At 67.7% G+C, this 21,359-nt stretch carries 18 protein-coding genes and 1 tRNA gene; 9 read left to right on the top strand and 10 right to left on the bottom strand.

From position 1 onward, the window contains the following. Positions 1-40: 40 nt before the first annotated feature. The 3 genes from JJJ14_RS06330 to JJJ14_RS06320 are packed head-to-tail and all read right to left on the bottom strand — an operon-like array spanning position 41 to position 3,097. Positions 41-1,573, bottom strand: a complete 1,533-nt coding sequence (locus JJJ14_RS06330; protein WP_101558192.1) for a glycoside hydrolase family 32 protein — start codon at positions 1,571-1,573, stop codon at positions 41-43. A 43-nt stretch (positions 1,574-1,616) separates the two neighbouring features. After that, on the bottom strand, positions 1,617-1,862 hold the full coding sequence (locus JJJ14_RS06325) for a hypothetical protein (protein WP_004564914.1): 246 nt from the start codon (positions 1,860-1,862) through the stop codon (positions 1,617-1,619). Then, positions 1,859-3,097 carry an inorganic phosphate transporter gene (locus JJJ14_RS06320; protein ID WP_201444997.1) on the bottom strand — a complete coding sequence of 413 codons (1,239 nt, stop codon included), beginning with the start codon at positions 3,095-3,097 and terminating at the stop codon, positions 1,859-1,861. The genes JJJ14_RS06325 and JJJ14_RS06320 overlap by 4 nt, the downstream gene beginning before the upstream one ends. Positions 3,098-3,405: 308 nt before the next feature. Between JJJ14_RS06320 and JJJ14_RS06315 the strand changes: the two genes are divergently transcribed. Continuing rightward, a complete protein-coding gene (locus JJJ14_RS06315) occupies positions 3,406-5,007 on the top strand; it encodes an Hsp70 family protein (RefSeq protein WP_201444996.1) in 1,602 nt (533 codons plus the stop codon). 23 nt (positions 5,008-5,030) lie between these two features. Here the strand turns inward: JJJ14_RS06315 and JJJ14_RS06310 are convergent, their stop codons facing one another. From JJJ14_RS06310 to gndA, 7 genes are all read right to left on the bottom strand, one after another. Beyond that, complete coding sequence (locus JJJ14_RS06310) at positions 5,031-5,990, bottom strand: aldo/keto reductase (protein ID WP_201444995.1); 960 nt, start codon at positions 5,988-5,990, stop codon at positions 5,031-5,033. A 161-nt stretch (positions 5,991-6,151) separates the two neighbouring features. Beyond that, positions 6,152-6,679: a MerR family transcriptional regulator gene (locus JJJ14_RS06305; RefSeq protein ID WP_009397704.1), complete on the bottom strand. Its 528-nt coding sequence runs from the start codon at positions 6,677-6,679 to the stop codon at positions 6,152-6,154. Positions 6,680-6,996: 317 nt separating this feature from the next. Beyond that, positions 6,997-7,473 (bottom strand): DUF151 domain-containing protein, encoded by a 477-nt coding sequence (locus JJJ14_RS06300; RefSeq protein WP_075379553.1) that lies wholly within the window; start codon positions 7,471-7,473, stop codon positions 6,997-6,999. Between the two features lie 134 nt (positions 7,474-7,607). Then, positions 7,608-8,372: a transcriptional regulator FtsR gene (gene ftsR, locus JJJ14_RS06295; RefSeq protein WP_004564920.1), complete on the bottom strand. Its 765-nt coding sequence runs from the start codon at positions 8,370-8,372 to the stop codon at positions 7,608-7,610. Then, entirely contained in the window at positions 8,369-8,821 is a 453-nt protein-coding gene (locus tag JJJ14_RS06290; RefSeq protein WP_004564921.1) for an FHA domain-containing protein, read from the bottom strand. The genes ftsR and JJJ14_RS06290 overlap by 4 nt, the downstream gene beginning before the upstream one ends. 257 nt (positions 8,822-9,078) lie before the next feature. Continuing rightward, complete coding sequence (gene pepN, locus JJJ14_RS06285; protein ID WP_201444994.1) at positions 9,079-11,778, bottom strand: aminopeptidase N; 2,700 nt, start codon at positions 11,776-11,778, stop codon at positions 9,079-9,081. A gap of 81 nt (positions 11,779-11,859) precedes the next feature. Further along, positions 11,860-13,335, bottom strand: a complete 1,476-nt coding sequence (gene gndA / locus JJJ14_RS06280; RefSeq protein ID WP_004564923.1) for an NADP-dependent phosphogluconate dehydrogenase — start codon at positions 13,333-13,335, stop codon at positions 11,860-11,862. Positions 13,336-13,752: 417 nt separating this feature from the next. On the opposite strand from gndA, the gene zwf reads away from it, so the two are divergent. The 8 genes from zwf to JJJ14_RS06240 all read left to right on the top strand — a co-directional run bounded on the left by zwf (position 13,753) and on the right by JJJ14_RS06240 (position 21,313). Next, positions 13,753-15,336, top strand: coding sequence for a glucose-6-phosphate dehydrogenase (zwf, locus tag JJJ14_RS06275; RefSeq protein ID WP_201444993.1), 1,584 nt, complete (start codon positions 13,753-13,755; stop codon positions 15,334-15,336). Beyond that, on the top strand, positions 15,333-16,304 hold the full coding sequence (locus tag JJJ14_RS06270) for a glucose-6-phosphate dehydrogenase assembly protein OpcA (protein ID WP_201444992.1): 972 nt from the start codon (positions 15,333-15,335) through the stop codon (positions 16,302-16,304). Before zwf ends, JJJ14_RS06270 begins: the two co-directional genes overlap by 4 nt. Then, positions 16,297-17,091 carry a 6-phosphogluconolactonase gene (pgl, locus tag JJJ14_RS06265; protein WP_201444991.1) on the top strand — a complete coding sequence of 265 codons (795 nt, stop codon included), beginning with the start codon at positions 16,297-16,299 and terminating at the stop codon, positions 17,089-17,091. Before JJJ14_RS06270 ends, pgl begins: the two co-directional genes overlap by 8 nt. Positions 17,092-17,173: 82 nt before the next feature. Beyond that, positions 17,174-18,235, top strand: coding sequence for an HNH endonuclease family protein (locus JJJ14_RS06260; RefSeq protein ID WP_201444990.1), 1,062 nt, complete (start codon positions 17,174-17,176; stop codon positions 18,233-18,235). Positions 18,236-18,257: 22 nt separating this feature from the next. After that, entirely contained in the window at positions 18,258-18,695 is a 438-nt protein-coding gene (locus JJJ14_RS06255; protein WP_075379252.1) for an RNA-binding S4 domain-containing protein, read from the top strand. A 100-nt stretch (positions 18,696-18,795) separates the two neighbouring features. Further along, positions 18,796-18,872 (top strand) — tRNA-Pro (locus JJJ14_RS06250). Between the two features lie 473 nt (positions 18,873-19,345). Continuing rightward, positions 19,346-20,299: a CAP domain-containing protein gene (locus JJJ14_RS06245; protein WP_201444989.1), complete on the top strand. Its 954-nt coding sequence runs from the start codon at positions 19,346-19,348 to the stop codon at positions 20,297-20,299. A gap of 144 nt (positions 20,300-20,443) precedes the next feature. Beyond that, positions 20,444-21,313, top strand: coding sequence for an HAD family hydrolase (locus tag JJJ14_RS06240; RefSeq protein WP_201444988.1), 870 nt, complete (start codon positions 20,444-20,446; stop codon positions 21,311-21,313). Positions 21,314-21,359 lie beyond the last annotated feature (46 nt).

The following is a 21,359-nucleotide window of genomic DNA, read 5'->3' as shown; positions in this document are numbered from 1 at the left end:
GACCCCTTTGCTCCCATAGTGACGCGAGGCCGGGAAGGTCTCAGGACGATGCGAAAGTCCTCGTGCTGCCGGCCGTCAACGCGAGGTCCTCCGCGACCATCAGCCGTACTCCCGTGCTGCTGACCTCGACGAAGCTGCGCAGCGTGAGGACCAGCTCCCCGTCACCGACGAATACCTCGGTCAGCGATCGGTCGTGAATGACCTCCAGCACTGGCGCGCACCCTTCAGGAAGCGTCACGCTGCGCACCGATCCGTGCTGGGTGTAGCGGGAGGTGGAGCGGTCCACCCGCAGCACCTGCCCATCCAGGGTGATGTCCACATGCGAGTCATCCGATCCGATCCGCAGTCCCCACGGCCCTGTGGTCTGCTCGGCGTCTGCCTCCAGGCGCAGCTGCCAGCTGCGGTGCCCGCTGAGGTCATCGACCTCGTGGAGGCCCGCCTTCAGGCACTCACCCACGAGGGCCGGTTGCCCGGCGTCATACGGCAGTGAGACGGCGGGGCGCTGGATGAGTCGGCCCGCCTTGAGACTCAGCATCCGAGGCATGGTCAGGGCGTGGACCCACTGCCCGGTCTCGATGGAGGGCTGATCGTCCTCGGAGGCGTTGCCCGCCCACCCGGTCAGCAGGACCGGCCCCGGCTCGGAGGGACGACGGGCGAAGACCTGAGGGGCGTAGAACTCGAAGCCCCGGTCAACCTCGTGGAAGACCCCGCCGGTGTCTCGCAGCTCCGTACCCACGAGGTGCCCCACCGTGTAGACGCAGGGGAAGATGTTCTCAAAGCCCTCCCGGCCGGGGGTGATGCCCTGCGGGCACCAGACGAGGACGTCCCAGTCCTCGCCGGTGTCCTCGTCCTTCAGCCTCACCAGACCGGGGCACTCCCACATGTACCCGAAGGCATCGAAGGCGCCTCCCGCTCCGGGGAAGCTCAGTTCCCCCTCCAACTCCCAGGAGACCAGGTCCCGGGAGCGGTACAGGACTGCGGCGCCGGTCTCATCGGCGCGCTGGACCCCGATGAGCATTCGGTACTCCCCCGGCCGGTCAGGATCCCGGAAGACCTGCGGGTCACGGTAGTGGGTCGTGTAGCCCTCGGCGTGGGCGGGAATGAGCGGATTTCCGGGCCACTTGGCGAAGTCGGTCAGGTCGCCGCTAGTCACCAGGCACTGGCTGGCGGTGCGCTCGTCGGTCACCGGGTCCTTGAGGTTCCCGGTGTAGAACAGCTGGAACGGAGCCCGAGCAGGGGCGGCATCGACCTCATGGCCCTCCAGCACGATCGCGTTACCGGAGTAGGCACCGCTGCGGTCGTAGGAGGAGTCCGGGATGATGGCGGGCGCGTGGTGGCGCCAGTGCAGCAGGTCCGTCGAGGAGGAGTGTCCCCAGTAGACCAGCTTGCGGTGGGGGTGGAAGGGACTGAGCTGGTAGAAGGCGTGGTATGTGTCGCCGTCGATGAGCAGTCCGTTGGGATCGTTGAGTCGGCCCACCGGCGGGACGACGTGGAAGCAGGGATAGTCCGGGTCATCGGCCGCTGCAGATGCGGCGATTGCATCCTGGGCCAGGCGTTTGAGGTCCTCAGTCACGAAGGGATGTTAGCAGGACCACTGTCGTGCGCCGAGGTGGTTCTCAGTGGAAGTACGGGACGATGAGCCACAGACCGAATAACGCGATCACGGCGGCAATAGCGATGAAGACGCCCGCCAGGACCTGAGCCAGACGCACTCCTTCGACCTCGCCGGCCTCGTGCTTGGCGTGCACGGTGGCCAGCATGCGGGCCGCCAACGAGCAGATGGTGAGGATGAAGGCGGTGCCCAGCACCGTCACGGACGCCACCAGCCCCAGTGATCCCCAGTCGATCGCCATACCGGTCATGCCATGGATCCTGTCGTCATCCGATGCGTACTGTCCTGGTCGGTCACGCCATTGACGATCTCGGAACGCACCTCGTCCAGCGTCCGCGGCTCACGTCCCAGCTCCGGATTCTGCTTGACGACGACGACCTCGGAGGCGTCATTGACGTTGGAGAAATCCACCCGGTTGTGGCTCGCCTGCCGAATGATGGCCAGGGCTCCCAGGATGAGCAGGCAGATGACCGCGATCGTGCCCGGCACACCGCCCTTGACCGCGACATAGGACGTGGCGGCCCCCACCAGGCCTGAGCACGGAAGCGTCACCAGCCAGGCGATCCCCATCTTGCCTGCGGTCCTCCAGGATACCTTGGTTCCCCGACCAATCCCGGAGCCCAGGATCGACCCGGTGCAGATGTGGGTGGTGGACAGCGCAAACCCCAGATGGGAGGAGGCCAGGATCGCCACCGTCGAGGCGGTCTCGGAGGCGAAGCCCTGCGGAGCCTCGACATGCACCAGCCCACGCCCCATGGTGCGCATGATGCGCCACCCGCCCGAGTAGGTGCCCAGGCCGATGGCGAGGCCCGCTGCCGCAATGACCCACCAGTGGGGCCCGGTACCGGCCTCCTGGTAGCCGCCGGCCACCAGCACCAGCGTGATGACCCCCATGGTCTTCTGACCATCAGACGTGCCATGAGACAGCGCCACCAGCGATGCGGTGACCCGCTGGCTGTTGCGGAAGAGCCTCTCGGAGTACGGGTTGGTCGGGTGCGCGATGCGGTAGGCCAAAGCTGTGGCCAGGGCTGCTGCCACTCCGGCCACCACCGGTGCGATGACGGCGGGCAGGATGATCTTGGAGATCACAGTGCCCCAGTGGACTCCTTGGACCCCGGCTGCCACCACGACCGCTCCGATGAGTCCTCCGAACAGCGCGTGGGACGACGACGACGGCAACCCGAACAACCAGGTCGCCAGGTTCCACAGGATGGCGCCGGCCAGACCAGCGAAGATCATGGCCGGCGCCGACTCGATCACCGTGTCGTCGAACATCCCGTGCGAGATCGTCTTGGAGACCTCGGTCGACAGGCAGGCGCCGATGACGTTGAGCACGGCGGCGACCAGAACCGCTCTTCTGGGTGTGAAGGCGCCTGTCGCCACCGACGTCGCCATCGCATTGGACGAGTCGTGGAAACCGTTCGTGAAGTCGAAGACGAGGGCCGTCACGACGACAACGATCACGAGGAAGAGAATGGTGCTCATACCGTTCCCGATGGGAGATCTGGCTGACCCTCTCGGCCGCCCTGGCAGGGGGCAGCGGAGGTCCGGGTCGCGTGAGCGCAACCCACCAGTATTGTTACCCGCCGACCCCCCTGCTGCCTAACCAATCGCATACGAGGCTCGCACTGGTTCCCCTGGTCTCATAAGCGCGTCATGGCCACTCCCCAGCAACACGGTCTTTCGTCCCACCTCAGGGGCAAAACCGCTGAGCCAATTGTCACGTTCCACAAGTACCTCGCAACATGGCGGCTTACCCCGGAAGGAAGGGCCCGTCACGATAGGGTCACTGCATGGCAGCGGACACGACGAAGAGCCTGGACAGCATCGGCAACGGCACCCTCCCCGACCAGGGGATCGACCACGAGTCAGCAACAGACATCGATCTGGGAATCGACCTGGGGACGACACGTACCGTCGTGGCGCGTGCTGACCGGGGGAACTATCCCGTTATCAGCTTCACCGACGAGCACGGCGACGAGCACGACTTCGTCCCCTCGCTGACAGCGCTGCACGAGGGGACGCTCGTCCACGGTTTCGCCGCCAGGCAGGCAGCCCACCAGGGCGCTCCGTTGCTGCGCAGCCTCAAGCGGGTCCTGGCCTCCCCCACGTTGACCGCCTCGACGCCGGTACGGCTGGGAGACAGTACCTTCTCCGTTTTGGAGGTTCTCACCAGCTACCTCCGTCACCTGAAGTCCGAGCTCGCTGATCGGGGCATCGACATCACCCGCGCCCGCGTGGTGGTCGCCGTGCCCGCCCACGCCTACGGGGCGCAGCGTCTTCTGACTCTTGAGGCCTTCCAGCAGGCCGGTTTCCGTGTCGCCGCCATGCTCAACGAGCCCAGTGCAGCCGGATTCGAGTACACCCACCGCAAGGCGACCACCGTCTCCTCCAAGCGCACCCGGGTTCTGGTCTACGACCTGGGCGGTGGCACCTTCGACACCTCACTGGTCGACGTCGTCGGCACGTCTCACGAGGTACTGGCCTCTCACGGGCTGGGAGACCTGGGCGGGGACGACGTCGACCTGCTCATGGCCACGATGGCCCTCAGCCGGGCGGGCATCACCGAGGAGGACCTCTCCCCCACTGAGCTCGACGACTTGTTGGACCAGTGCCGCGATGCCAAGGAGCACCTCACCCCTCAGAGCCGTCGGGTGCTCATCATCCTCAGAGGCCAGGACGTCGTCCTGCCGGTGTCCGACCTGTACACGGCCTGCACACCGCTCATTGAGCGGTCCTTGGCCACGATGGCCCCTCTGGTTGGCAGGATGGACGACGGGAGCCCGGACCTGACCGACATCGCCGGCGTCTACCTGGTCGGCGGTGCCTCCGGTCTTCCCCTGGTGCCCAGGCTCCTTAGGGAGCGCTTCGGTCGTCGGGTTCACCGCTCCCCCTACCCCGGGGCCTCCACGGCCATCGGCCTGGCAATCGCGGCGGACCGCACCAGTGACTACGACCTGACCGACCGGCTCTCACGGGGTTTCGGTGTCTTCCGCGAGGCCGACGGCGGCCACCGTCTCACCTTCGACGCGATCCTGAGCCCAGAGTCGGTCCAGGCCTCGCCCGGGGGCCGGGAGGGCACGGTGCTGACCCGCGAGTACGACGCGGCGCACAACATCGGCTGGTACCGCTTTGTGGAGTGCGCCGGTGTCGACGAGGGCGGTGAGCCACGCGGCGAGATCGCCCCCTATCAGGACATCGTCTTCCCCTTCGAGTCCTCACTGCGGGACGTCGATGACGAGGAGCTGAGGACCTACTCAGTGGAGCGGCGCGATCACGGTCCGCGGATTCAGGAGCACTACCGCGTCGATGAGGCCGGCCTGGTTCGCGTCACCATTACCGACCTCTCCGACGGATACAGCCGCCGTTACGTTCTGGGCAGGCGCACCCTGTAGGCACCGGCCGGCCCCGCAGCGGGTCAGGCGCACGCGGCGTCGGAGGCCCGGGTGAGAGCCCGGGTCTCCTCGTCACTGATCTCGAGCGTCAGCGCCTCCACGATCGGTCGCAGCTGACTCAGGTTGCGCGCCGAGGCCAAGGGAGCGGTGACACCGGGACGGTCACGCAGCCAGGCCAGAGCCACGGCTGCCGGCTCCACCCCGCGATCCGCCGCCACCCTGGCGACGGCCTCAACGACGTCATAGCACTCGGACCGCTGGTAGTCGGCTACCATCCCTGCCCTCTCACCACTGATCGGCTCATCCCGACGGTACTTCCCCGTGAGGAAACCGGCGGCCAGGGCGAAGTAGGGCATGAGCCCCATACCGAGCTCGGCCGCCACCTGCCCCCTGGCGCCAGGGCCTTCGACGTCGTCTCGGTGGAGAAGGTTGTAGTGGGGCTGAAGGACAACGGGCCGTGCATACCCGTGAGCGTCAGCGATGGCGAACCACTGACGGATGCGCTCAGGCGTGTAGTTGGACAGCCCCACGTGCCGGATCCTGCCGACGAGTCGGGCCTCTTCGAAGGCGCCAACGGTCTCCTCCAACGGAGTCGACTCATCATCGAAGTGGGCGTAGTAAATATCAATGACGTCGGTACGCAGCCGCGACAGCGACTCCTCCAGCGCCCGGCGGATATTATCCGCGCTCAGACCCGGACGGTCGGGCTTCGTGGATACCTTCGTGGCCAGAACCACGCGCTCACGAACAGGACGCAAGGCGAGCCAGGCACCGATCACGGTCTCCGACTCCCCTCCTGAGTTCCCCGGAGCCCAGTAGGAGTATCCATCAGCAGTGTCGATGAGGTTCCCGCCACCGTCCAGGTAGGCGTCCAGCACCTCGAAGGAGGTCGTCTCATCGGCCGTCCAGCCGAAGACGTTGCCTCCCAGCCCAATGGGGCTGATTCTCAGGTCGGCCAGGGTACGGGTGGGCGCTCCAGTCATCTTGCTTCCTGGTGCGAGAGCGCCGCCGGAAGCTGCACCGCAGCGACACTCGCCTTGTCATGAATCGGATCGACTCGGCCAGAATACGTTGAAGGCTGGAACCGTCACCACGGTTCCAGCCTCAGCGAACAGGCGTTCTGATGATGTGCGCCTCGCAGTGCTCAGATGGCCTGCTGCCGCTTGGCGGCGCGACGCTTGGCCAGCTCGTCCTCAACCAGAGGAGTACCGAGGGCCTGAGCGTGATCGACGGGGAGGTCCGCCAGCGCTCCCTCGACCTCGTGCCACACCCGCCCCACGGCGATGCCGAAGACGCCCTGGCCGCCGGCGACCAGGTCGACGACCTCGTCGGCCGAGGTGCACTCGTAGACCGAGGCGCCGTCGCTCATGAGGGTGATGGAGGCCAGATCCTCGACACCGCGGGAGTGCAGGGCACTGACCGCCGTACGGATCTGCTGGAGCGAGACCCCGGTGTCCAGAAGGCGCTTGACGACCTTGAGAACCAGGATGTCGCGGAAGGAGTAGAGCCGCTGGGAGCCCGATCCCTTGGCGCTTCGAATCGATGGCTCAACCAGCCCGGTACGTGCCCAGTAGTCGAGCTGGCGATACGTGATGCCGGCGGCTCGGCAGGCCACCGGCCCGCGGTAGCCCGAGTCGGCATCAAGTTGGGGAAGCGGGTCACCGAACAGCATGCCCTGAGTACGCTGAGGCCTTGCTATCGCGCTGGCTTCATTCATGCTCACGACCTGCTCCTGTCGCCGGAAGAACACGCACCTGAAACTGGTGCGGCGGCCCGCCTCGTGCGGCCACGGCTCCACGATAGGGCCACTTGAGGCGATGCTCAACGAAGGGCACGCCCCATCTCAGTGTGCCGTCAGGCATGAATCTCTAGCTGAGGTCGACAGTCCTGGCCCACACACCGACCATTCCCTGCGATACAGCCGATTCTCCGACAGGGCAGCAGCATCTAAAAGTGATGCAGATTACAACTCTAGTCACATCAGTCACATCAGTCCCGCGTGTCGCCGTCGGCCAGGTCATCGGTCTGCGACAGCACTCGCTGCCACTGCTCGAGGCGCTCCGCACCGTGGTCGTCGCTGAGGTCCACAGCCCTCAGGCGCGTTAGCGAGCTGCTGGCGTGCACCGGGAACCGGTGGTATCCACTCAGGAGCAGCCCCTCTCCCGGAGTGCAGGCAACAGTCGTCACCCCGCTGGCGCGGGCGGGAGTCTCAACGACGAGCCTGGCGACGATACGCGCGTCATCGTCAACGTCGAGCTCAGTGCGCCCGATGCGACCGCCCAGCGCCTCGACGACATCATCAAGGAGCCTGGGCCATGAGGGCGAGCGGTGCGAGCCGTGGGCCTGCAGCACCAGCCCCTCGTGCGCCGTCACCGGAATGGCCAGCATCGTCGGTCCGCCGTCCTCCACGAGGACTGCGACCAAGCCGTCATCAGGATCGGTGGATCTGACACCCACCAACTGCATCAAGGGCACGTTCCAACCCTACGGGAGGTAGTCACCCCTGTCCCGGGAACGCGCAACCGATGCACGCTGACCTTCGTCGACACACACCACCGGCCGGATGAACGCCTACCGGGCGTGCGTGCACGCACCCACCCTCAGCCCAGCGCGTCAACGGCGCGACGCAGCAGAATCGTGTGCAGATCCGCGACGAGCTCGGCCAGCTCCCGAGCCGTCTCCTCACCGGCGCTGCGCGAGCGTGACCGACGCGGAGCCACTGCCTGGTCGATCGTGTCCGCTTCCCGCTCAGCTGAGGCGCGTACCGCGCGCAGGTTGCGCAGGGGCACTCCCTTGCGGGTGATCTCCATGGCCAGACGCACGGTCCTGAGATTCTGCTGACTGTAGCGTCCACGAACATCGGGACTGATGAGTCCGACCGCGACGAGCTCCTCGATCTGGGACTCACTGGCACCGGAGTGAGCCAGGAGCGCCTCCAGATCCATGGGGCCGTCGTCGACGATCCGGCCATCCCGGGCGACCACCCGGGCGACGGGCTGCGGGGCGGGGGCCTCGACGTCGGCGTCCAGCCGTGCCAGACGCTCACGAATGACGTGCAACGGAAGGTACTCGTCGCGCTGCACCGCCAAGGCGTAGCGCAGCCGCTCCAGGTCCGCCTGCGAGTAGCGACGGTACCCGTTGCCGACACGGTGAGGGCTGATGAGCCCCTCACCCTCGAGATAGCGAACCTTGGAGATCGACAGGGCAGGGAACTCCACCTTGAGGAGATCCACCACCTGCCCGATCTTCATCACAGGCTCTCGAGAGATGCCGCGGGGCCAGGTTTCGCCTGCCGGGCGCTCAGAGGCCTCAAGCAAGGAGGAGGGGGCGTCTCGCTTCTTGCTTCGTGCGGTTGCAGCGCTCACCGAGACGCGGCTCCGCCCTGGGGGCCGGGGTGGTAGGTCATCCGGTACTTGCCGATCTGGACTTCGTCGCCGGAGCGGAGCGCCACTTGCTCCACACGCGTGCGGTTGACATACGTTCCATTGAGCGAACCGGAGTCACGGACGCCGTACCCGCCATCGGGCAGCGACGAGAAGACCGCGTGCTTCCTGGAGACGGTGACGTCATCGAGGAAGATGTCGGCACGAGGATGGCGCCCCACGGTGGTCTCCTCGGCGTCCAGGAGGAACCGCGCGCCGGTGGTCGGCCCGTGGTGGACGAGGAGAAGCGCCGTTCCCGACGGTAGGGCAGCGATCGCGGCGGCGTCCTGCTGGCTCAGCCCCACCACCGGGGAGTCGACTGCGTTGGCGACGTCGACGACCCCGAAGGTCTGTGTGGAGGAGGGATCCTGCTCGATCGGACTGCTCGACATTATTCCTGCCCCTCGGTTCGTTGCGGCGCCCGGTGCGCCGCCTCAGGGACCACCATACCGTTCGTTGTACCGCCGTCGAGTCAACACCACGATACAACCCTCCATGATTGGCCAGCAGCCTACCCGCTGCGCGCCCGCGACGATGCCCGCGAGGTGACTGGGAGCACTGATTGAAGGTCTCAAATCGGTCACGGTCCCGCATTGATGATGCTCAGGCTAGGACAAAGGTCTCGCGGCATGGCGATGGCTCGAGCCCTTCAGAGATCCGCCGAGCCTGTGCGTCGAGCGGTCAGAGCGCGTCGCAGGTCGTCCAGGCTCTTGAGGATGAGCCGGCGCAGGGCCGACGGCGCCTCGGGGTGCGTCGCGAGCCAGTCCTCGACTGCTTGGGCATCCGCCTCGTCCCCGCAGGCGGGGAAGAGCCCGACGACCAGCCGGGTGGCGATCTCCTGACCGCGCTCGGCCCACAGCCCTTGGATCTCCCGGAGGTAGCGGGGGGTGAAGGACGCGGTCAGCTCGCGGTGGGCGTCGATGGCGAAGCCGGCCACCAGGGCGTCGATGTGGTCGTTGCTCACCGAGGTGTCGCTGAGGAGCCTTTCGAAGACCTCGGCCTTGAGGTCCTGGTGGGGCATCGAGGTGGAGGCCTGCAGGTGATGGGTGATGCCGCTGGCCGTCGGGTCCGCCTTTCGCTGTGCCTCGAGCTCGTTGGCACTGACGGCGTCCAGCCGCGCCAGGGCGGTCAGGGCCCGCCACCGCATGTCGGCGTCCAGCTCCAGTCCGGGCAGGGCTCCGTCCAGGATCTCTCGTGCACGAGCGGCCACCTGGGCACTGCCCGCCTCACCGAGCAGCCGCGCCTGTCCTGCTGCCTCCAGCCAGGCGCGGGCGCGCACGATCTGGGCGTCGGATCCCGGCGCGGCAGCACGGAGCCTGCCCCACCCGCCGGGCAGGACGGCCGGCTCCCCCTCCGTGGAGGGCCCGGTCGAGTCATCGGCCACGAGGCGCTCCAGGAGCACGCGACGCGTGTGCTGGTCGGCGTACCTGCAGGCGACCCGCAGCGCCTGGTTCAGCAAGACGGTCAGGGTGCTCGGCTCGGTGTCATCGTCGGCGTGCGCCAGAACGGCCTGGACGAACAGTGCCGCATCGATGACCGCGTCGCGGACGAGGTTGTGCAGCATCGACCAGGCCAAGGACCTCGCCATGGCGTCACGCAGGGAGCCGAGCGAGGCGGTCAGGCATGACAGCGAGGTGTCGTCGGGCCGCACGACGGCGTAGGTGAGGTCCTCGTCGTTGACGATGACGAGATCGGGAGCGGGCAGCCCCACGGCCTCGACGACGTCGAGGCTCGCGGCCTCCAGGACCACCGGCAGGCGGTGGGTGCGTACCAGCGCTCCGTCCCCGTCGAAGGAGTACAGGCCGACGACGAGCGTGTGCGGACGCAGCACGCTCTGCCCGCTCACCGGGTCGATCCCCTCCTGTTGCAGGGTCAGGGAGGCGATGCGTCCCTCATGAACGACCAGCTCGTCGGTGATGACTGAGGGGCCTGCGGTGTGGAGCCAGGCACGAGCCCAGTTCTGCATGTCACGGCCCGAGACCTGGGAGAGCACGTGCAGGAAATCGTCCAGGGAGGCGTTGCCGTAGGCTCTGCGCTCGAAGAGGAGACCCGCGGCCTTGAAGAAGGCCTCCTGGCCGACGTGGGCGACGAGCTGCTTGAGGACGGCGGCCCCCTTGGCGTAGGTGATGCCGTCGAAGGCCTGCCGGGCGGCCTCGACGTCGTCGACCCGGGCGACGATGGGGTGGGTAGTGGCCGGCCGGGAGTCCTCCAGGTAGGCCCAGGCCTTACGGGTGGAGGCGAAGCTCACCCAGGCCTCGGTGTAGCCGGCCGCCTCGGCCTCGGCCCAGGTGCCCTGGTGATCGGCGAAGGACTCCTTGAGCCAGGTGTCCTCCCACCAGGTGGGGGTCACGAGGTCGCCGAACCACATGTGACACATCTCGTGGAGGATCGTGTTGGCGCGTCCGGCCCTCTGGGAGCGGGTGACCGGCCCCCTGAAGAGGTAGAGCTCCTCGTTGAAGGTGACGCAGCCAGGGTTCTCCATGGCGCCGAGGTTGTACTCCGGGACGAGCACGCTGTCGTAGGAGTCCCAAGGGAAGCCGTAGGCGTAGGCCCGGTCATAGAGGTCCAGGCCGGCCCGGGTCAGGTCGAGGAGCTCAGCGGCATCGAGGTGCTCGGCGAGGCTGGCTCGGCAGGACCACGACAGCGGGATCGTCAGGCCCGGCCGGCTCGGGGACGTCCATTGCCCGGTCACTCGGTGCCAGGGGCCGGCCGCCAGTGCGGTGAGGTAGCTGGGCAGGGGCCTGGAGGCGGCGAAGGATGTCGTCTCACAGCCGCAGTCCGTGCCGGTCGCGGCCTGGGGGCTCGATCCGCCTGCTTGCGGGCAGGTGTTGGACATGACCGTCCAGCCGCGGGGGTGCATGACCTCCAGCGAGAAGCGGGTCTTGATATCCGGCTGCTCCATGACCGGCCAGGCCCGGCGCGCGTCGGAGGGCTCGAAGTGGGTGTAGAGGTAGGTGGCGCCGTCGACCGGGTCGTGGAAGCGGTGCAGCCCCTGACCCGAGTTCGAGTAGAGGCCGCGCGCCGTGATCTCCACCGTGTGCTCGCCCGGGTCGAGGACGGGCAGCTCGATACGGGCCCCGTCCCAGGTCACCGGGGCGGGTTGCCCGTCGATGCTGAGGGAGTCGACCGTCTGCCCCACGAAGTCCACCCAGAGTCCTTCAACGCGTTGCCTGATGTCCAGGCCCATCAGGCAACGCACGCTGAAGGCGGCCTCGTGGCGGTCGATGGCCCCGGTGACATCGACCGCCACGTGGGCAGAGGGCACCTGACACACGGAGGATCGCCAGGCGGCCTCCTCGTGACGCAGGTTCGTGGGGCTGTCGGAGCGGGCGGGCGCGGTGGTCGTCATGCGGCAAAATCTAGCGGCATGCGGTCGCGGCCGAGACCTCTGCGAGCCTGGTACAAGGTGGGTACCAGGCCTCGCCAAACCTCAGTCCCACTTCTCCTCGGTGCGCTCGGGCGTGGCCCACAGGGTGTGGTAGACGCCCTCGACGTCATCGGTGCGGTGGTAGGTGTGCGAGCCGAAGAAGTCTCGCTGCCCCTGGATGAGGGCGGCCGGTAGGCGCCGGGAGCGCAGCTGGTCGACGTAGGCCAGGGAGGAGGCGAAGGCCGGGGCGGGGACACCGGTGGTGGCGGAGGTGGCCACGACCTGGCGCCAGGCGGGCAGAACCTTCGCCAGGGAGGAGGCGAAGACCGGCGCCGTGAGCAGACTGGCCAGAGAGGGGTTCTCGGCGTAAGCACGGGTGATGTCGTCCAGGAAGCGGGCGCGGATGATGCAGCCGCCTCGCCAGATGCGGGCCATGGCACCCAGGTCGATGTTCCAGTCGAACTGCTTGGAGGCGGTGGCGATCTCATCGAAGCCCTGGGCGTAGGCGGCGATCTTGGATCCGTAGAGGGCCTGCTTGACGGCATCGACGAAGCCGCGTCGCTCCTCGGGGTCGGTCAGGGCCGTCTGCGTGGTTCCTGCAGCGATGTCAGCGGCCTGGACCGCGGCCCGCGCCGCGCTGGAGGAGGAGACCGCGCGTGCGAAGGTGGCCTCGGCGATGGCGGGCACGGCCACTCCCAGCTCGAGGGCCGTCTGGGTGGTCCACACGCCGGTGCCCTTCTGGCCGGCCGCGTCGACGACGACGTCGACGAAGGCCTCGCCGGTGGCCGCATCGGTGTGGGACAGGACCTCGGTGGTGATGTCGATGAGGTAGGAGTCGAGCTCGGAGTCCTTCCAGGAGCGGAAGACCTCGGCGATCTCGGGGACCGTGAACCCGCCGACGTGGCGCAACAGGTCGTAGGCCTCGGCGATGAGCTGCATATCGGCGTACTCGATGCCGTTGTGGACCATCTTGACGAAGTGGCCGGCACCGTCGGGACCGACGTGGGTGCAGCACGGCGTGCCGTCCACGTGGGCAGAGATGGACTCCAGCATCGGCCCCAGGCGGTCGTAGGACTCGGCCGTGCCACCGGGCATGATCGAGGGGCCGTTGAGCGCCCCCTCCTCGCCGCCGGAGACCCCCATGCCCACGAAGTGCAGCCCACGCTCACGCAGGGAGACCTCGCGGCGCCGGGTGTCGGTGTAGAGCGTGTTGCCGGCGTCGACGATGATGTCGCCGGGCTCCATGAGGGCGGCCAGCTCCTCGATGACCGCCTCGGTGGCCGCTCCGGCCTGGACCATGATGATGGCCACACGCGGCGTGCGCAGCGAGGCCACGAAATCCTTCAGGTCGGCTGCGGGCACGAAGTCGCCCTCGGAGCCGTAACGTTCGATGAGCCTCTCGGTACGGGCCAGCGTGCGGTTGAAGACGGCGACCGCGTGACCGTGACGAGCCAGGTTGCGGGCCAGGTTCGCCCCCATCACCCCCAGCCCGAAGACACCGAGGTCGGCTGTGGCCGGTGCGGGGATGAAGCTGCTCATGGACGTCCTTTCCTGTGCCGCAGCCCCCTCATGACGGCGCTGCGATTCCAAGCCTTGGTGGCGGAGGATAATGGTTGCGCTCTGCGATAACGGCAACGGCGTGTCAACATTCCGGTTCACGACGCTGATGAGTGCCACCCGCACCTGTCAACCTCTGTGACCCTACCGCGTCCTGTCCTCGCGCACGAGGACCGTCCGTGGTTCAGACGTGTCGGCAACGGCGTGTGACGGCTCACGACAGGCCTGTCCCTGCCGGGTGAGCCTCCTGAGGTGGCGCTACAGTGACGGGTGCGGCCAGCACGGTTCCTCCGGGCGGTGCAGCGGCCCCGGCCGGGCCTCCGCTCAGGGTGCCGCAGTGCTCCGACGACCAATCGGTGCCACCTGGTCCGCCGTTCGTCGAATCTCAGAAAGGCTGACGTGTCCAGCTCCGACTCTGCGACTCCGTTCCCGTCGTCGAGACCCGTGCGGGCGGTCAACCCGCTCCTCGACGCCCGTGACCTTCGTCTTCCGCGTATCGCGGACCCCTGCGTCCTGGTGATGTTCGGCATCACCGGCGATCTGGCTCGCCACAAGCTCCTGCCCGCGATCTACGACCTGGCCAACCGGGGCCTGCTCTCCCCCAGCTTCTCCCTGGTGGGGGTCGGCCGGCGCTCCTGGTCCGACGACGACCTGCGCGCCTACGTGGAGAAATCGGCTCGGGAGGGCGCCCGTACCCCGTGGCGTCCCGCCATCTGGGAGCAGCTGGCAGCGGGGATGCGCTTCGTGGAGTTCGCCTCCTTCGAGGACGACGCCGCCTATGACCGGCTCACGGCCGTGGTGGATGACCTGGACGCCACCCGGGGCACGCGCGGCAACCGCGCCTTCTACCTGTCGATCCCCCCGGGGTGGTTCCCCGCCGTCACCGAGCGCATCGCCCGCTCCGGGCTCGTGGAGGAGTCGGCTGACGCCTGGCGCCGCGTCGTCATCGAGAAGCCCTTCGGGCACGACCGCGCCAGCGCCCGAGAGCTCGATGACCTCGTGGGACGCATCGTGCGTCCCGACGACGTCTTCCGGGTCGACCACTACCTGGGCAAGGAGACGGTGCAGAACATCCTGGCGCTGCGGTTCGCCAACACGATGTTCGAACCGCTGTGGAACCAGCGCTACGTCGACCACGTCCAGATCACGATGGCCGAGGACATCGGTATCGGAACCCGGGCCGGCTACTACGACACCATCGGCTCGGCGCGCGACGTCATCCAGAACCACCTGCTCCAGCTCCTGGCACTGACCGCGATGGAGGAGCCCACCAGCATGGAGGCTGCCGCGGTGCGCCTGGAGAAGGAGAAGGTGCTCAACTGCGTGCGTCTGGAGCGCGACGGGGTGCTGGACCTGGACCTCACCACTGCCCGGGGCCGTTACGACGCCGGTTTCCAGGGAGGGCTGCCGGTGCGGGGCTATCTGGAGGAGGACGGCGTCGCCGCCGACTCCCGCACCGAGACCTTCGCCGCCCTGCGCCTGGAGATCGCCAACCGTCGCTGGGCCGGCGTACCGTTCTATCTGCGCGCCGGTAAGCGCCTGACCCGCCGGGTCACCGAGGTCGCCGTCGTCTTCAAGCAGCCGCCGTTCCTGCCCTTTGAGTCGGCGGCCACCACGGCCGTGGGTGCCAACACCATCGTGCTGCGCATCCAGCCCGATGAGGGCATCACGCTGCGGCTGGCCTCCAAGGTGCCCGGAACCCAGATGGAGCTGCGCGACGTCTCCATGGACTTCGGCTACGGAGCCACCTTCAACGAGGAGTCCCCGGAGGCCTACGAGCGCCTCATCCTCGATGCGCTCCTGGGTGACGCCCCTCTCTTCCCCCACCAGCGCGAGGTCGACCTGTCCTGGCGCATTCTCGATCCCGTCATCGAGCACTGGAGCGCCGGTGGGAGTCCCGAGGGCTATCGCCCCGGCTCCTGGGGGCCGGCCAGTGCCCACGAACTCCTTGCCCGCGACGGCCGCACCTGGAGGCGCTCATGATTACCACACTGACCGCGACGACCACCTCGCGGATCGTCTCCCGGCTGGTGGAGCACGAGGGGACCTCCGGCTCCTCCCGGGTGCTGACTCTCGTGATCTCCACCGACGAGAAGGGCCTGGAGGACGCGCTGTGCGCCGCGCACGGCGCCAGCCGGGATCACCCCAGCCGCATCATCGCCGTCGTCAAACCGCCTGAGGAGGACGCTGTCGGTCGCGTGACTCCACGCAGCCGTGACGGACACGTCCCAGCCCAGGCCGGAGGGCACCTGGATGCCGAGATCCGCGTCGGTCACGACGCCGGTGCCGGCGAGACGCTGGTCCTGCGGCCCTGGGACGAAGCGGCTCTGCACACCGACACGCTGGTGGTGCCCTTCCTCCTGCCCGACGCCCCGGTGGTCGTGTGGTGGCCGACGACCGTCCCCGAGATCCCCTCGCAGGATCCCTTGGGACGCCTTGGCTCCACACGCATCACCAACACTCCCGCGCAGGACTTCCCGGCCAGGGCGCTGCGAGAGCTGGCACCGGTGAGCGTGCGCGGAGACATCGATCTGGCCTGGACCCGCATCACCCTGTGGCGCGCCATGGTGGCCTCCACCCTGGACCCGCTGCTGCGCGCGGGCAGCCTGCGAGAGCTCGTGGTGGCCGGCGAGCCGAGGAACTCCTCGCTCTCCCTCATGATCGCGTGGTTGCGGCTGCGGCTGGACATACCGGTCACGAGAGTCGATGAGGAGGACTTCAAGGGCATCTCCTCCATTACCGCCAGAACCGACGACGGCGAGATCATCATCGCCCGCCATGACCTGGAGCGGGTCACGATCACGCGCCCCGGCTCCCCCGAGCCCCAGGTGGTCACGATGGCGCGGCGCGAGCCGGTCAGCACCCTCAACGAGGAGCTGCGCCGGCTCACCCCCGACCTCGTCTACCAGGAGGTCCTGGCCACGCTGCTCGAGGAGCCCGTCAATGACTGACACCGGCACTCCCCGCACCCAGGCCATCGCTGAGATCCAGGAGGCGGCTTCGGCCGCAGCCACGCCAGAGGTCATCGTGCTTCCCACACTGAGCGACGCCGCACACAGGGCCTGCCAGGACACCGTGCGGATCCTGGCCGCTGCGGTGACGGACCGGGGAGTCGCCCACCTGGCACTGACAGGCGGTTCCGGGGGGATGGCGCTGTCTGAGGCCCTCGCGCCGCTCATCGCCGCCCAGCCCGAAGCGGTGCGTCGCGCCATCCACCTGTGGTTCGGTGACGAGCGCTTCGTGCCCGCCGGGGACCCGGAACGCAACGATCTGCTGGCCACTCCCCTCATCGCCGCAGGCATCAGGGAGTCTCAGACCCACCGGCTGGCCGCTCCGAACGAGGTCGGTGGCCTGGATGAGGCGACCGCCCGCATGGTCCACGAGCTTAATTCGGCGGGTCTGACCCACGGCGGCTTCGACGTCGTCCACGTGGGGCTGGGACCTGATGCGCACGTCTGCTCCCTCTTCCCCGGGCACCCGGCCGCGCTCGCGGTGGGAGTGCCCGCCGTGGCCGTACGCAACTCGCCCAAGCCACCTCCCGAGCGCTACTCCCTGACCTTCGATGCCTTGCAGCATGCCGGCCGGATCATGGTGGTGGCCGGCGGAGAGGGCAAGGCCGAGGCGGTCCGCCTGGGGCTGGGCGCTCCCGATGTGCTCAAGGCACCGGCCTCGTGCTGCCGGGGAAAGCAGACCACCTGGTACCTGGATGAGCAGGCCAACGCCCTGATGACTGATTGAGTCTGATCCGGTCGCCCTGCCGGCGCAGTGCGGGCCGACGAGCCCAAGACTTCATGTCGGCGGGTAGGGCTACCGTAGCCTCATGAACGCTTCCGGCCGGCTCCTGGCGCGCCTCACGGTGCTCGGTGCGCTCAGTGCATCGGGGATGACGGCGGCTCTTCCCGTCCATGCCGATGATGCCTCGCCGGAGCCCTCGCAGAGGTCAGCGGCCACCGAGCTCGCCGCCCTCCATGAGGCGCCCTGGGACCGGAGAGGAGACTTCATCCTGTCCCTGAAGGCATCTCTTGAGGTGCTTTCGGAGCTGCCCGAGGACGCTCCGGCCGCCCATTCCTGGGCCGAGGGAGGTTCCCGAACCGGCTGGTTCGGTGAGGCATGGACCGACGTCGACGGTGACGGTTGTGACACTCGTAACGAGATCCTGGCCCGGGACCTGGAGGATGCCGACTTCTCGCGCGCCGACGGCCTTCAGTCCCGGGAGGAGGGACGTGGCCGGGGTGCGGGCGTGTGCCCGGACGCCACCGTCTGGGCGGGCGTCCTTCAGGATCCCTACACAGGCAGAAGGGTCACCTTCACACGCGGTCAGGAGACCTCGGCGGCTGTCCAGATCGACCATGTGGTGCCGCTGAACTACCTCTACGCCCACGGAGCCTGGCAGTGGGATGAGCGCACCCGACTGTTGGTGGCCAACGACCCGCTGAATCTCGTCGCCGTTGAAGGCGAGGCCAATCAGGCCAAGGGCGCCTGCGGGCCGGCGAGCTGTCCCGTTGGTTCCACCGAGACCGGCAGCTGGCGGCCCACCGGACCGGGTGGCTGGTGGCCGGCCAACTCCTCCTACCGCTGCACCTACGCACGTCGCTTCGTCTCAGTGGCCGCCGCCTACCGGCTCGGCCTGCCTCAGGCCGACAAGGCGGCGCTGAGCACCACCTTGAACAGCTGTCTCGCCGGTGGGGACGGGACCGCATCCCTCCCGGAACGCGCCGCGCGTAGCGCGAAAGAGGTCGGCTCCATGGTGTGGCACAGTCCCCGATACGCCGCACTGGCAGCACTCGGCGCCCTGGTTCTGGGCTGGGGACTCATCCTTCGAGGCAGACGCCGAGTGCGCGCAGCCTCACGGCGTCGGCGCCGTTCCATGTCCCGCCACTGAGCCGTCTGCTTAGGATGCCGCCATGGCAGCTCACCCCCGTTCCGCCTCCAGCGGCAACAACGCTCCAAGTGCACCGACGTCGGCTCGTATCGACGTCTGGCTGTGGAGCGTGCGGCAGATCAAGTCCCGTTCGGCGGCGACGAGCGCCTGCAAGGCGGGGCATGTGCGCATCAACGGAGAGACCGCCAAGCCCGCCCAGCACGTCTCGGTGGGGGACGAGGTCCGCTACCGGGTCGATGGCTTCGACCGGCTACTGACCGTCACTCGAATCCTCACCAAGCGGGTGGGTGCCCCCATCGCCCGCACCGCGTACATCGACTCCTCTCCCCCTCGCCCGTCACCCCTGGACGCGCCGGCAGCTATCATCCGAGATCGCGGGGCAGGACGGCCCACGAAGAAGGAGCGTCGTCAGCTCGACGCCCTCATGGGAGGCGGACGCCATCAGGATGACCGCGTCTGACGCGCCGGGGTGAGCGGCCTCACCGCCAGCAGATTTCGGAACGAGCCGCCCCATGGGTTAAGGTTCTGCTCGTTGCAAGCGGCCCGAAGCCGCGAGTCAACGGGCTGTGGCGCAGTTTGGTAGCGCACTTGACTGGGGGTCAAGGGGTCGTGGGTTCAAATCCCGCCAGCCCGACCAGGACAAAGGTCCGCACTCTTTCAAAGGAGTGCGGACCTTTTTGTTGACAGCACTTCGGCAGCAGACGTTCACATTCTTCCGATGCCACCCTTATCAACACAAGCCACATTTGCATCCCACATAACAACCATTAGGCTAATTTAAGCCGATGAGCCCGATAGCAATTTACCAACCTTTAATCACGATCCAGTCAACGTTGCAATGACGGCGATCACCCAGCCTGCCCGCCGCCTGTGGCCAGTTTTCATTGGTACCTCAAGACGAAAGAACTACCCCTTGTAGCCGGTCACATGATTCAGCCGCGCGACGAATTCGGTCAGAAAAGTCACAACCGAATAACATGCATGGCCGACGCGACTGTGGTTGAGTGAACACCGACATCAAGGGTGTCTCACAGCATCCTGCGCGTCGGCTCACCGTCGATTGTGCAAATCAGACTGTGTTCTCATATTCCCGATCAGAGAGAACGACACATGAACATCAAGCGCGTCATCGCCGCAGCTGCGCTCACCGTCGTGCCGCTGACCGCCTCCTCGGCCGCACTGGCCGCTCCGGCCGCCCCTCAGGGCGCACCTGCAGCCGCCGCCGCGGTTCCCGCCCAGGTGACCTCGGAGGGGGCCCAGTACGCCGACACCGTCCTGAACAAGGTCAACGAGCTGCGCAGCAGCCTGGGCCTTCAGCCCGTGACCCGGTACCAGGAGCTCGACGCCGTCGCACAGGACTGGTCCGAGCAGCAGGCGGCCGCCAACAACATGAGCCACCGCCCCGACTTCACGTCGGCCTACCCGAAGGGCTGGACCACCGGCTCTGAGAACGTGGCCTGGCGTACCGCGGGTGGCGACACCGGCGCGCTGATCTTCGACCAGTGGCTCAACTCCCCCGGCCACTACAAGAACATGACCGACCCGAACGTCAACTCCATCGGCATCGGTTTCGCCCAGACCTCGGACGGCAGGTGGTACGCCACCCAGAACTTCGCCGCCTACAACGTCAGCAACTCGACGCTGACCCCGTCGACCACGACGACCACCAACACCACCACCACGACGACGAAGAGCAACACCCCGCCGAAGACGAACGACAACCCGCCGGCGGACACCCCGGCCACGGAGCCGACCCCGGAGACCACGTCGTCGACGCCGTCCACCGAGACGACGGCTCCGGCTCCGGTTGTTCCTCCCACGACGGAGTCCACCCCTGCTGCTCCGACGGCCTCCGCTCCGGCCACCACGGTGAGCACTGAGACCGTCACGGCCGCCGGCTCCCCGGCCAAGCCGTCCGCGACTCCCGCCGTTGCGGCTCCTCGCACCACCCCGACGAAGCCCGCCCTGGCCACCACCGGTCCGAGCATCGCCGTCGCCGTCGTCGCTGCCGGCCTGCTGGGCACCGGCGCCGTCCTCGTCATGCGTCGCCGCCAGGCCAGCTGACAGAGCTGAAGGCTCTCAGAGCGCGAGCCGTTCCTCTGACGGGCGCCTGTTGGTCCACTGATCGGTGTGGGCCAGCAGGCGCCCGTCTTGTGCGCGCCTCACGCCGTGCTGACATGGACGCGTCATCCTTGAGAGGATGACGCCGTGAAGCACCTTCCCCTGGAACCCGAGCTCCTCGCAGCGTTGCCCTCGCAGATCGATCTCCGTCTTGTCGTCACCGACATGGACGGAACTCTCCTTGATGGTCAGGGGCGTGTTCCCGCCGGGCTGCTGGAGGCAGTCGAAGACATGCGAGCCGCCGGCATCGTCTTCGCTCCTGCCTCGGGCAGGCAACTGGCGAACCTGCGTGCGGTCCTGGGCTCCGCCGTCGAGGACTCACCACTGATCGCAGAGAACGGTTCCTTCGTCGTTCACGGTGGTGAGGAGATCCACTCCGACACCATCAGCGCCCAGGACGCCGAGGCCGCCATCACCACCACCCGCCACCTGGTCGACTCCGGGTACGACGTCGGCGCGGTTGTGGCCTGCAAGCACTGCGCCTACATCGAGCGCTCGGATGCGGCCTTCCTGGAACAGACCGGGTTGTACTACGAGGCGCTGGAGATCGTCGAGGACCTGACCGCCATCGCCCTGGATGAGGTGCTCAAGGTCGCGGTCTTCGACTTCGACGACGTTGAGAACGGCAGTTCTCAGGCGCTGACCGCTGCGGTTCCGCACGTGCAGACCGTCGTCTCCGGGTTGCACTGGACGGACATGATGTCGGCACAGGTTTCCAAGGGGCGGGCCCTGGCGGCGCTTCAGGCCAGGCTCGGAGTCCTCCCGGAGCAGACTGCTGCCTTCGGGGACTACCTCAACGACCTGGATCTCTACGACCACGCGGACCTGGGCTTCGCCATGCGCAATGCCCACCCCGGCATCCATGCCGCAGCGGCGTACACGGCGCCCGCCAACACCGAGGACGGTGTCCTGCGTACAGTCGAGGAGCTGCTCAGGCGCTCTCAAAGACAAGGCTGAGATACGCGGGACGGCCCCGAACCGGTCAGTCCGAGGCCGTCCGATG

Origin of the sequence: Actinomyces sp. HMT 175 (assembly GCF_016694895.1) — a bacterium.
Taxonomy (GTDB): domain Bacteria; phylum Actinomycetota; class Actinomycetes; order Actinomycetales; family Actinomycetaceae; genus Actinomyces; species Actinomyces oris.
Note: the sequence above shows the minus strand (reverse complement) of the source record. Positions and strands in the feature narration are given on the sequence as shown.